12 protein-coding genes are annotated in these 11,912 nt (G+C 64.1%); 8 read left to right on the forward strand and 4 right to left on the reverse strand.

Annotated features, from left to right (window positions below; translation table 11 throughout):
- Window positions 1–119: 119 nt before the first annotated feature.
- The gene (gene argJ / locus J6524_RS29445; protein ID WP_225677185.1) at window positions 120–1,379 is read left to right on the forward strand and encodes a bifunctional glutamate N-acetyltransferase/amino-acid acetyltransferase ArgJ; all 1,260 of its coding nucleotides are present in this window, start codon (window positions 120–122) and stop codon (window positions 1,377–1,379) included.
- 15 nt (window positions 1,380–1,394) lie between these two features.
- Window positions 1,395–1,805 carry a (deoxy)nucleoside triphosphate pyrophosphohydrolase gene (locus J6524_RS29450; protein WP_225677187.1) on the forward strand — a complete coding sequence of 137 codons (411 nt, stop codon included), beginning with the start codon at window positions 1,395–1,397 and terminating at the stop codon, window positions 1,803–1,805.
- A gap of 176 nt (window positions 1,806–1,981) precedes the next feature.
- On the opposite strand, the gene J6524_RS29455 is transcribed toward J6524_RS29450, so the two are convergent.
- The gene (locus J6524_RS29455) at window positions 1,982–2,827 is read right to left on the reverse strand and encodes a methyltransferase domain-containing protein (protein ID WP_225677189.1); all 846 of its coding nucleotides are present in this window, start codon (window positions 2,825–2,827) and stop codon (window positions 1,982–1,984) included.
- A 78-nt stretch (window positions 2,828–2,905) separates the two neighbouring features.
- Between J6524_RS29455 and J6524_RS29460 the strand changes: the two genes are divergently transcribed.
- From J6524_RS29460 to J6524_RS29475, 4 genes are read left to right on the forward strand one after another with little or no spacing between them, the layout of a single operon-like run.
- Window positions 2,906–3,715, forward strand: coding sequence for a ComF family protein (locus J6524_RS29460; protein ID WP_225677191.1), 810 nt, complete (start codon window positions 2,906–2,908; stop codon window positions 3,713–3,715).
- Between the two features lie 29 nt (window positions 3,716–3,744).
- Window positions 3,745–4,020, forward strand: a complete 276-nt coding sequence (gene grxC / locus J6524_RS29465; RefSeq protein ID WP_225677193.1) for a glutaredoxin 3 — start codon at window positions 3,745–3,747, stop codon at window positions 4,018–4,020.
- A complete protein-coding gene (locus tag J6524_RS29470; protein WP_225677194.1) occupies window positions 4,017–4,895 on the forward strand; it encodes a carbon-nitrogen hydrolase family protein in 879 nt (292 codons plus the stop codon). Before grxC ends, J6524_RS29470 begins: the two co-directional genes overlap by 4 nt.
- Complete coding sequence (locus J6524_RS29475) at window positions 4,892–5,356, forward strand: DUF1178 family protein (protein WP_225677197.1); 465 nt, start codon at window positions 4,892–4,894, stop codon at window positions 5,354–5,356. Before J6524_RS29470 ends, J6524_RS29475 begins: the two co-directional genes overlap by 4 nt.
- Window positions 5,357–5,472: 116 nt before the next feature.
- Here J6524_RS29475 and J6524_RS29480 read toward each other — a convergent pair whose 3' ends face one another.
- The 3 genes from J6524_RS29480 to J6524_RS29490 all read right to left on the reverse strand — a co-directional run bounded on the left by J6524_RS29480 (window position 5,473) and on the right by J6524_RS29490 (window position 7,874).
- Window positions 5,473–6,372: an EamA family transporter gene (locus J6524_RS29480; RefSeq protein WP_225677200.1), complete on the reverse strand. Its 900-nt coding sequence runs from the start codon at window positions 6,370–6,372 to the stop codon at window positions 5,473–5,475.
- A 251-nt stretch (window positions 6,373–6,623) separates the two neighbouring features.
- Entirely contained in the window at window positions 6,624–7,391 is a 768-nt protein-coding gene (gene ubiG, locus J6524_RS29485; protein WP_225677202.1) for a bifunctional 2-polyprenyl-6-hydroxyphenol methylase/3-demethylubiquinol 3-O-methyltransferase UbiG, read from the reverse strand.
- Between the two features lie 3 nt (window positions 7,392–7,394).
- On the reverse strand, window positions 7,395–7,874 hold the full coding sequence (locus J6524_RS29490; protein WP_225677204.1) for a PH domain-containing protein: 480 nt from the start codon (window positions 7,872–7,874) through the stop codon (window positions 7,395–7,397).
- A 175-nt stretch (window positions 7,875–8,049) separates the two neighbouring features.
- Here J6524_RS29490 and J6524_RS29495 point away from each other — a divergent pair, with 175 nt between their 5' ends.
- A complete protein-coding gene (locus J6524_RS29495; RefSeq protein WP_225677206.1) occupies window positions 8,050–9,306 on the forward strand; it encodes an aspartate kinase in 1,257 nt (418 codons plus the stop codon).
- Between the two features lie 321 nt (window positions 9,307–9,627).
- Window positions 9,628–11,895 carry a phosphoenolpyruvate--protein phosphotransferase gene (gene ptsP / locus J6524_RS29500; RefSeq protein WP_225677209.1) on the forward strand — a complete coding sequence of 756 codons (2,268 nt, stop codon included), beginning with the start codon at window positions 9,628–9,630 and terminating at the stop codon, window positions 11,893–11,895.
- The last annotated feature ends 17 nt before the right edge of the window (window positions 11,896–11,912 follow it).

The following is an 11,912-nucleotide window of genomic DNA, read 5'->3' on the forward strand; positions in this document are numbered from 1 at the left end:
TCATGGCCGGGCCGAAGCGCCCGGCCATTCCATGTCTGGGCCATGCTGACCGGCCCCTGAAGACGTGGATGGCCGGCGCAAGTCGGGCCTGGATTGATCTGGTCGAATAAGGTGCTCGCATGTCCACCACCGTTTCCCCCCTCGCCCCGACCGATGTGCCGGAGATGCCCGCGATTGCGGGTGTGAAACTCGCGACCGCCGCCGCCGGCATCCGCTACAAGGGGCGTACCGACGTGCTGCTCGCCGTGATGGACAAGGGCACCACGGTCGCCGGCGTCTTCACCAAGTCGAAATGCCCGTCCGCACCCGTTGAATGGTGCCGTGCCAAGCTCGGCCGGGGCGGATCTTCTAAGGGAGGATTTGCCCGCGCGCTGGTGGTGAATTCCGGCAACGCTAACGCGTTCACCGGCAAGACCGGCCGGCAGGCGACGGCGCTGACGGCGGCGATTGCATCCAAGGCTGTCAGTTGCAGCGCCAACGAGGTGTTCCTTGCCTCCACCGGCGTGATCGGCGAACCGCTCGACGCCACCAAGTTCGACGGCGTGCTGGCGACGCTGGCGGACACCGCCGCGCCTGACGATTGGATGGCGGCCGCGAAGGCCATCATGACGACAGACACTTTCCCGAAGGTCGCGACCGCCACCGTGAAGCTTGGCAAAACCAAGGTGACCATCAACGGCATGGCCAAGGGCGCCGGCATGATCGCGCCCGACATGGCGACCATGCTGTCCTTCGTGTTCACCGATGCGCCGCTCTCATCTTCCGTACTGCAGGCGCTGCTCAAAAGCGGCGTCGACGATACCTTCAACGCCATCACGATCGATAGCGATACGTCGACGTCGGACACGCTGCTGGCCTTCGCCACCGGCACGGCTGCGGCCGATGGCGCGCCGAAGATCAGCCGGGCCAGCGATCCCAGGCTGAAGGCGTTCGCCAAGGCGTTCCATGGTGTGCTGGCTAATTTGGCCGAACAGGTCGCCCGCGACGGCGAAGGCGCGCGCAAGCTGGTCGAGGTGATCGTCGAAGGCGCGACCACGAAAACCTCGGCGCGCAAGATCGCGATGTCGATCGCGAATTCACCGCTGGTGAAAACGGCGATTGCGGGCGAAGACGCCAATTGGGGCCGCGTGGTAATGGCGGTCGGCAAGGCCGGCGAACCCGCCAACCGCGACAAGCTCTCGATCTCGTTCAACGGCATCCGAGTCGCCAAGAGCGGCGCGCGCGATCCGTCCTACAACGAAGCCGAGGTTTCCGAGGTGATGAAAAGCCCGAAGATCCAGATCAAGGTTGGACTCGGCCTCGGCAAGGGCCGCGACCGTGTGCTGACCTGCGACCTCACCAAGGAATATGTCGCGATCAACGGCGACTATCGCTCGTAAGCGAGATAGCGGCGCATGGCTGACATCAAGCTCACTCTCGTCGTCGCCTGCGCCCTCATCGACGTCGACAAGCGCGTGCTGATCGCGCAACGGCCCGAGGGCAAGGCGCTAGCGGGCCTCTGGGAATTTCCCGGCGGCAAGGTCGAGCCCGGCGAACGACCGGAGCAGACGCTGATCCGCGAACTGCATGAGGAACTCGGCATCGATGTCAGCGAGCCCTGCCTGGCGCCGCTGACCTTTGCCAGCTACGCCTACGACAGCTTTCATCTGTTGATGCCGCTCTACATCTGCCGGCGCTGGGAAGGCATGGTTGTTGCCCGCGAGGGCCAGCAACTGGCCTGGGTCCGCGCCAACAAGCTGCGCGACTATCCGATGCCGCCCGCGGATATTCCGCTGATCCCGCATCTGATTGATTTGTTGATGTGAGCTGGCGCATGCCACTGTCATGCCCGGACTTGATCCGGGCATCCATCAACTTCAAAGAGTCTTCCAGCGCAGCGGCTCTTCGGCGGCACGTACAGCCCGGATACAAAATCGCGAAAACAACCCCATGCAAAGTAGAATGGGGCCCTGCTCGCGGCTTCCGCCAAGGGAATTGCGCGTCAATTACGCTTCGCCCGCTGCACTGCCGCCTCGAGACTTGCTTTCGCCGAGCCCGGCCGCAGCGGTTTCTGCTGGCTCTCATGCGGCGCCCAGCCGGACAGCCAGATCACATCGAAAGTCGCGCGGATGCGACCATCAGGATCGGCAAACCGCTCGCCGTAGATCTGCGCCATCCGTAGCATGGTGGCGCGGCGGGTCGGCGTGCGCCGGCGCTCGACCAGAATATTGCTTGCACCCATCCGCCGGAGATCGGCCATCAGCGCAAACGCGTTGTCGTAGCGCACCACGACGCGATCGACGTCTGTCACGGGCAGCGCAAGGCCCGCGCGCTGCAGGAGGCCGCCGATGTCGCGCAGATCCGCAAACGGCGCGACGCGCGGCGACACGCCGCCCTCGCATTCAGCTTCCGCCGCGGCAAAGGATTGCCTGAGTTCGGTCAGCGTATCGCCGCCGATCATCGCCGCCAGCAAGAGCCCGTCCGGCCTCAACGCGCGGCGGATTTGCGCAAGAACGCCGGGCAGATCGTTGACGAACTGAAGGGCGAGCGCGGAGGCGGCGAGATCGAGCGATTCCGGCTGTAATGGTAGAACTTCCGATGCAGCGACATCGATGCGTTCGATCGATTGGAAACGATTGATCAGCGGCTTTTGCAGGAGTTCGCCCGGCGTCCAGATATCAGCCACATTGGCAAAACCGCGCGTCACCGCCTGCAACCGCTCTTCAAAATCCTCCCTGACACGATCGAGCAAAAACGTCACCGGCCCGCCACGCCGCGCGCGATCGAGCCGCGCGCGCAAGAGCGCTCGGTCGAACAGAATGGGTGCGCTTGTCGGGTTCGAAGCCATGCGGGGTTGGTACGCCGCCTGCCTATCTCTGGCAATGCCGCGCTTGAGCCGCAGGTGGCACAGCATTAGCCTCGCGCCATGGACGCCGAGACATCACCATCACGCTCCATCTATAGCCATCTCCGCGGCGCGCTCGGCGCCTGCCGCGATATGTTGGCGCATCTGCCGCGGCTTGCGCTCGACATCGCGCTGCCGACGCAGTGCGTCTCCTGCCGTGAGCCGGTCGATGGCGAGGGCGTCTGCGCTTCGTGCTGGGCGAGACTGTCGTTCATCGCGCCGCCTTACTGCCCGCGGCTCGGCATACCTTTTGTGTATGATCCCGGTCCGGAATTGCTGTCGATGGAGGCGATCGCGAGCCCGCCGGCCTATCAGCGCGCCCGCGCCGCGGTGCGCTACGACGACGTCGCCCGCACGCTGGTTCATTCGCTGAAATACCAGGACCGCACCGATCTGGCGCCCGCGATGGGCCGTTGGATGGCCCGCGCCGGCAAGGAGTTGCTCGAGGAAGCCGACGTGCTGGTGCCGGTTCCTCTGCATTGGCGGCGCGGGTGGAGCCGCCGCTACAACCAGTCCGGCGCGCTGGCACGGGTGATTTCGCGGCAAAGCGGCGTGAAACTGGCCGCCGAGGCGCTCCGCCGCATCCGTTCCACCGAGCAGCAGATCGGGCTGTCCCGGCCACAGCGCGCCGCGAATGTTCAAGGCGCATTCAAGGTCGCCCCCGAGCGCAGCCATGACATTGCCGGCCGCCGTGTCATCGTGGTTGATGATGTCTTGACATCAGGCGCCACGGCGGATGCGTGCGCCCGCGCCCTGCTCCGCGCCAAGGCTGCGCAGGTCGACGTGCTGGTATTCGCGCGGGTTGTGGACAGCCACCGGGCTCCCATATAATTCAAAGACTTGTCAAATCAGAGCGCATGATGACTGCTGCTGTTGAAATCTATACCCGCCCGGGCTGCGGCTATTGCACCGCAGCCAAATCGCTGCTGACGCGCAAGAATGCCGCGTTCACCGAGTTCAACGTGGCGACCGACGCGTCCTATCGCGACGAGATGTACGACCGCGCCGGACACGGCTCTACCTTCCCCCAGATATTCATCGGCACGACCCATGTCGGCGGCTGTGATGAGCTTTATGCGCTGGATCGCGCGGGCAAGCTCGACGGCCTGCTGGCGGGAGAAAAGGCCTCCTCATGAGCGCTGGCGCGACCTTTACCGCGGCCATGGTGCAGATGCGCACCGGGCTGTTACCCGAGCCGAGCCTTGAGCAGGGCATCAGCCTGATCCGCGAAGCGGCGGCGCAGGGCGCCGACTATGTGCTCACGCCCGAGGTGAGCAACATGATGCAGCTGAACCGCAAGGCGCTGTTCGAGCATCTCGCATCAGAGGAAGACGATCTCTCGCTGAAAGCCTATCGCGCGCTGGCCGCGGAACTGAAGATCCATCTCCATATCGGCTCGCTGGCGCTGCGCTTTTCGCCGGAGCGCGCTGTCAACCGTTCGTTCCTGATCGGGCCCGATGGCAATCTGCTCGCGAGCTACGACAAGATCCATATGTTCGATATCGATCTGCCCGGCGGCGAGAGCTATCGCGAGTCCGCCAACTACCAGCCGGGTGAGACGGCGGTGATTTCAGACCTGCCGTGGGGTCGGATCGGGCTGACGATCTGCTATGACGTCCGTTTCCCCGCCCTCTATCGGGCGCTGGCGGAGGCCGGCGCATCATTCCTCACGGTCCCCTCGGCCTTCACGAAGAAGACCGGCGAAGCGCATTGGCACACGCTGCTGCGCGCCCGAGCCATCGAGAACGGCTGCTTCGTGTTCGCGGCAGCACAGGCCGGCATGCATGAGAACCAGCGCGAGACCTACGGGCATTCGCTGATCATCGGACCTTGGGGCCAAATTCTCGCCGAGGGCGGCGTCGAGCCCGGCGTGTTCCTCGCCGAGATCGATACCTCGAAGGTCGAGGCGGCCCGCAGAAGCGTGCCGTCGCTGCAGCATGGCAGGCGCTTCGGCATCGCCGACCCCAAGGCCGGCCCCGAGCATCTGCATCTCGTCCGGGGTTCGGCATGATCCGCTACAACCTTCGCTGCGAGAAAGGCCATGCTTTCGAAAGCTGGTTTCAGAGCTCCGCGGCTTATGAAAGCCAGGAAAAGCGCAAGCTGGTGAGTTGCCCTTCCTGTGGCTCGGTCAAGGTCGAGCGTGCGATCATGGCCCCGCAGATCGTGAGCAAGAAGGGCCGCGAAGCTGCGCCCGCTCGGGGTGCTGCCGATGCCGCGGGAGCAGAATCGACACCGCTCCTGATGGCGCAGGAGCGCGAGCTGCGCGCCAAGCTGAAGGAACTGCGCGATCACATCATAAAGAATGCCGACAATGTCGGCGAACGCTTCCCCAACGAGGCGCGAAAGATGCACTACGGCGATATCGAGCATCGCCCGATCTACGGCGAAGCCTCCCCGGAAGAAGCGCGCGCGCTGATCGATGAAGGCGTCGAGGTCTCGCCGCTGCCGGTGCTGCCGGACGATCGGAATTAAAGTGCCCACTCTCTCGTCATTGCGAGGGGCGAAGCGACGAAGCAATCCATCTTCGTGCTTGCTGCGCTATGGATTGCTTCGCTTCGCTCGCAATGACGGTTGGAGCTAAGTTCGAATCACACCGCCACCAGCAGCGCCACGCCCACCACGATCAGCACAATTCCCGAGAGTTCACGCGCCGACATTGGCTGCTTGAACGAATAATACGACACCGCCTGCGCGAACAGCACCTCAACGAGCGCCAGCGTGCGCACGTTCGCCGCCGCCGTCAGCGCGAACGCCAGAAACCAGAATTGCGAGGCGAATGCGCCCATGAAGCCTGCGAGCATCGAGGGTTGCCACAGCCCCAGGATTTTCTTCAGCACGTCGGGAGCGCGGGACAAGAGATAGACCGTCAGTACCAGCGTCTGCACGAATAGTCCGAACACCAGCGTGTAGGATGCAGCCGTGACAAAGGAGACGCCGGGCACCGTGATGATCGCGCCGCGAAAGCCGATAGCTGACAGCGCGAAGCAGCCAGCGGCGACGAGGCCAATGATGGTTGGCTTGATTTCGGCAAAGCCTCTCTCACCGCCCGGCCGCAGCGCGGTGATGACGACGCCGACCGTCGCGATCAGAATGGCAACCACCTTCAGCAAGGTCAGATGATCGCTGAGGAATATGAAGCCGAAGATCGCGGTCTGGATCGCCTCGGTCTTGAGGTAGGCCGTGGTCACGACGAAGGAGCGGTCGTTCATTGCCAGCAGCATGAGCCCGGTGGCGACGATCTGGCTGAGCGCGCCAAGCAATAGCCACGGCCAGAATATCGCCGGCGGCCACGGCACGGGGTCTCCGGTCACGGCCACCACGAGCGCGAAGAACACTAGCGAGAACGGAAAGCCGAACAGGAAGCGTATATTGGTCGCGCCCCAGGTCCCGAGCGGCCCTGTCAATGACCGCTGCATCGCATTGCGCGCGACCTGACCTAGCGCGGCGATGATGGTGAAGGGAATCCAGAGCGTGGCGACGGAAAACATGCGGATACCGGCAGGAAACTGCCGCACCGTGCCGGGCGGGATCCGTCAGGTCAACGGGAGCACCGTCATGACAGGATTGCGATCGCACCGCAAACACGCTGTCGTCCCTGCGAACGCAGGGACCCATACGCCGCGGCTTCTCAATGTATTCCGCTGGTCGGTGGCTTCGCGCAATAACGAGCGCAGGTGGTTACGGGTCCCTGCGTTCGCAGGGACGACACCGTTGATGCGGCGAAACCGCCGGCATCAACTCACACCCCCTCCGCGACCACCATGTAGTTCACGTCCATGTCGGACGAGATGCTCCATCGGTCGGCGAGCGGGTTATAGACCACGCCGGCTTGGTCGGTGATGGTGAGGCGACTATTGGCGAGATGCCGCGCAAGCTCGTCCGGCGTGACGAACTTGTCCCACTGATGGGTACCGCGTGGCAGCCAGCGCAGGATGTATTCGGCGCCGACGATGGCGAGCGCAAAGCTCTTCCAGTTGCGGTTCAGCGTCGAGACCACCATGATCCCGCCCGGCTTGACCATCGCCGCGCAGCGGGCAATGAACGCGCCGACATCGGTGACATGCTCGACCACTTCCATCGCCAGCACGATGTCGAAGCGCTCGCGGAGATCCATCTCCTCGACGGTGGTGCAGCGGTAGTCGATCGACAGATGCCCCTTCTCGGCATGCAGCCTGGCGGCGGCAATATTGGTCGCCGAGGGATCGATCCCGACCACCTGCGCGCCCAGCCGCGTGAACGGTTCGCACAACAGGCCCGCGCCGCAGCCGATGTCGAGAATCCGCAGGCCCGACAGGCAACTCAGGCTCCTGGCGTTACGCTCGAACTTGCGGCATGCGGCGTCACGGATATAGCCGAGCCGCAGCGGATTGATCTTGTGCAGCGGGGCCATCTTGCCCTTGGGGTCCCACCACTCTTCGGACAGTTTTGAAAATTTTGCGACTTCGACGGGATCAACGCTACCGACCGTCGCGGAAAAGCCGGCGGATGAATTTTGCTGTATGGCCATGATTTAGGTGCCCGACGGTCGGGTCGTGATGGCGGTGCGAAACGCTAGCGGGCGCGAAATGGTGGAAATGGTTTGCGTACCCTCGCCGACGCCCTGAATGGTGACGTCGCCGTAGTTCAAGATGCGGCCGAGAATGCTCTGGTTGACGTCGACGCTCTCGACCTTGTCGAGGCTCATCTCGAAGGTCCGCCGCTTGATGAAACCCGTCTTATGGACGACGCGCATATTGGTGACGTCGGTCTCGGTGGTCCAGCGATGGAACCAAGCCGTCGCGGTCCAATACAATGCCGCAAGTCCAACGACGGCAGCCACGGCCAGGCAAAGCAACATCAGCGCGTCGGTGGTGACCATCTGCGACAGCACCAGAAACACGACCGCGACAGTCCACGCCGCGATGGCCGGCAGATAAAACATCCAGTGCGCGTTGGTCGAATACAGCACCTTCTCGCCGGGCTGGATGATATCATCGATATAACGGCCCATACGCCTGCCCTGAATTAACCCGCTACTACGGCAAATTGCGCCATTTTGGGTCGAAAACGGAACCTGGGGTGCTTGCCCCGGACCGCGTCGCTATGTATACGCCGCTTTCGACCCGCACGCTCCACTTTCCGTGCGGGTCATCTAACTTATCCTCACAGGGAATGCACGCGTCGTCATGGGCCGCCTCGTGATGAAATTCGGCGGTACATCCGTCGCCAATATCGACCGAATCCGCAACGTCGCGCGTCACGTCAAGCGCGAAGTCGATGCCGGTCATGATGTCGCCGTCGTGGTGTCAGCGATGGCCGGCAAGACCAACGAACTGGTGGACTGGTGCGGTGACGCCTCGCCGATGCATGATGCGCGCGAATATGACGCCGTGGTGGCATCCGGCGAACAGGTGACCTCGGGCCTGCTTGCGATCGTGCTGCAAGGCATGGGCATCCAGGCGCGCTCCTGGCAAGGCTGGCAGATCCCGATCAAGACCTCCGACGCCCACGCCTCGGCGCGGATTCTCGATATCGACGGCACGGAGATCGTCAACCGTTTCAAGGATCGCAAGGAAGTCGCCGTCATCGCCGGCTTCCAGGGCATCAACCCGCAGACCAACCGAATCACCACGCTCGGGCGCGGCGGGTCTGACACGTCGGCGGTGGCCATTGCGGCCGCCGTCCGGGCCGACCGCTGCGACATCTACACCGACGTCGACGGCGTCTACACCACCGATCCGCGGGTGGTTCCGAAGGCCCGGCGGCTCGACAAGATCGCCTTCGAGGACATGCTGGAACTGGCCTCGCTGGGGGCCAAGGTTCTGCAGGTGCGCTCGGTGGAACTCGGCATGGTGCACAACATACCTGTGTTCGTCCGTTCCAGCTTCGACAAGCCCGAGGATATCGACTCGCACGGCACGCCGCCGGGCACGCTGATCTGCAGCGAGGAGGAAATCATGATGGAAAGCCACGTCGTCACCGGCATCGCCTTCTCCAAGGACGAAGCCCAGATTTCGCTGCGCCAGATCGAGGACAAGCCCGGCGTTGCCGCCGCGATTTTCGGCCCCCTGGCGGATGCCAATATCAATGTCGACATGATCGTGCAGAACGTCTCCGAGGACGGCAAGACCACCGATCTCACCTTCACCGTTCCGGCCTCCGACTATAACCGCGCCCGCGAGACCATTACCGCGGCGAAGAGCAAGATCGGCTATGCCCGGCTCGACAGCGCCACCGACGTGTCGAAGGTCTCGGTGATCGGCAGCGGCATGCGCAGCCATGCCGGCGTCGCGGCGAAGGCGTTCAAGGCGCTCTCCGAGCGCAATATCAACATTCGCGCCATCACCACCTCCGAGATCAAGTTCTCGGTGCTGATCGACGCCGCCTATACCGAACTTGCGGTGCGCACGCTGCACACGCTCTACGGGCTCGACCAGGCTTAGGACGATTTTCTCTCAAATTTGGCGCATGGTCTGATCGCCAGCCGGCCGGGTTGGGCAGACCATGCGCTTCGCTGGCGCAGCATCGGCCCTGACACACACGTTATTGCTTCTGGCAGGCGTTTTGCTTGGCAAAGCAAGCCTCGATTGGCTATACGGCCTGTGAGGCGGGTTGCCGCAAACTGCGCGACGGTGGCGATCCCGATTCGGCTGGGATCGGGTGCCTGCGGCGGCGCCGAATGAATAAAATTGTTGTCTTTGGTGCGTTTCACGCCAGCTGCCGGCCACCCGGCTGGCTGGCCTTGCGGGGGAGGATACAAGCACATGCGGAGCACGTCGGGAGGCCCCCGCGTCTTGTTGAGACGGCTCCGCGAGACCATGGCGGAGAAGGTCTCGGCCCAGGAGCGGCTGGATAAGATCGTGGTGCTGATCGCGGCCAACATGGTGGCCGAGGTCTGCTCCTGCTACGTGCTGCGCATCGATAACACGCTCGAACTCTACGCCACCGAAGGTCTGAACCGCGATGCGGTGCATCGCACCGTGCTGAACGCGCATGAGGGCCTCGTCGGCCTGGTCGCCAGCGAGGCGAGCCCGCTCAACCTCTCGGATGCACAAAGCCATCCGGCGTTCTCGTTCCGCCCGGAAACCGGCGAAGAAATCTATCATTCGTTCCTCGGCGTGCCGATCCTGCGCGCCGGCAACACGCTAGGCGTGCTTGTCGTGCAGAACCGCGCCAAGCGCACCTATGTCGAGGAAGAGGTCGAGGCGCTGCAGACCACCGCCATGGTGCTGGCGGAAATGATCGCCTCCGGCGAACTGGCGGCGCTGGCGCAGCCCGGCGCGGAACCGGCGGCGCGGCACTCCCTGCACAAGACTGGGGCCATCCTCTCCGACGGCATCGCGCTCGGCCACGCCGTGCTGCACGAGCCGCGCGTCGTCATCACCAACTACATCGCCGAGGACCTGCCGAAGGAAATCAAGAGGCTCGACGCGGCGCTGGCCAAGCTGCGCGCCGACCTCGACCGCATGCTGGAGCGCGGCGACGTCGCCGAAAGCGGCGAGCACCGCGACGTGCTGGAAGCCTACCGGATGTTCGCCAACGACCACGGCTGGTCGCATAAGCTGCACGAGGCGGTCGCCACCGGCCTCACCGCAGAAGCCGCCGTCGAGCGCGTGCAGTCCGACACCCGCGCGCGCATGCTACGCTCGACCGATCCCTACCTGCGCGACCGCCTGCACGACCTGGAAGACCTCGGCCATCGTTTGATGCGGCAACTGGTCGGGCAGGATCACGCGCCCTCGCGTGAACAGCTCCCCGAAAACGCCATCCTGATCGCCCGCGCAATGGGACCGGCGGCCCTGCTCGACTACGACCGCAAGCGGCTGCGCGGCCTGGTGCTGGAGGAAGGCACCGCCAACTCCCATGTCTCGATCGTGGCGCGCGCGCTCGGGATTCCCGCGGTCGGTGAAGTGCCGAACGCGCCGGGCATTGCCGATCCCGGCGATCCCATCATCGTCGACGGCACCTCGGGCTCGATCTATGTCCGCCCCTCGGCCGAGATCGAATCGGCCTATGCCGAACGCGTGCGATTCCGCGCGCGACGGCAGGCGCAATATGCCGCGCTGCGCGACAAGCCCTGCGTGACCAAGGACGGCCAGGCGGTCGAACTGATGATCAATGCTGGCCTCGTCATCGACCTGCCGCATATCGAGGACACCGGCAGCGCCGGCATCGGCCTGTTCCGCACCGAATTGCAGTTCATGGTCGGCCAGAGCCTGCCGCGCTCTTCCGACCAGCTCGCGCTCTATCGCACGGTGCTGGACGCCGCCGGCACCAAGCCGGTGACGTTCCGGACGCTCGATATTGGCGGCGACAAGGCGCTGCCCTATATGGAAACCGTGATCGAGGAAAACCCGGCGCTCGGCTGGCGTGCGATCCGGCTTGGGCTCGATCGACCGGGACTGCTGCGCGGCCAGATTCGCGCGCTGCTGCGGGCCGGCGGCGGACGCGCGCTGAAGATCATGTTTCCGATGATTTCCGATGTCGCGGAGTTCGACCAGGCCAAGGCGATCGTCGAGCGCGAGCTGACCTATTTGCGCCAGCACGGCCATCCGTTGCCGGAACGGATCGATGTCGGCACCATGGTCGAAGTGCCGGCGCTGCTCTATCAGCTCGACGAACTCCTGAAGAAGGTCGATTTCGTTTCGGTCGGGTCAAACGACCTGTTCCAGTTCCTGTTCGCAGTCGACCGGGGCAATCCCAAGGTTTCGGAGCGCTTCGACACCATGTCGGCGCCGATCCTGCGTGCGCTGCGCGACATCGTGCGCAAGGCGCAGGCGGCCAAAAAGACGGCATCGCTGTGCGGCGAGATGGCCTCCAAGCCGCTCGGCGCTCTGGCGCTGATTGCGCTTGGCTACCGTTCGCTGTCGCTGTCTGCCACCGCCCACGGCCCGGTGAAGGCAATGATCTTGGATCTCGACGCCAAGAAGGCGGAAGCTGTCCTGATGCCGCTCTTGGATGCGCCGGCCGGCAGCGTCTCGATCCGGCAGAAGCTGACGGAATTCGCGGAAGCGGAGGGGCTGTCGTTGTAGCGAGGCTCTGCTCCGAC

Origin of the sequence: Bradyrhizobium hereditatis, from assembly GCF_020329435.1 — a bacterium.
GTDB lineage: Bacteria > Pseudomonadota > Alphaproteobacteria > Rhizobiales > Xanthobacteraceae > Bradyrhizobium > Bradyrhizobium hereditatis.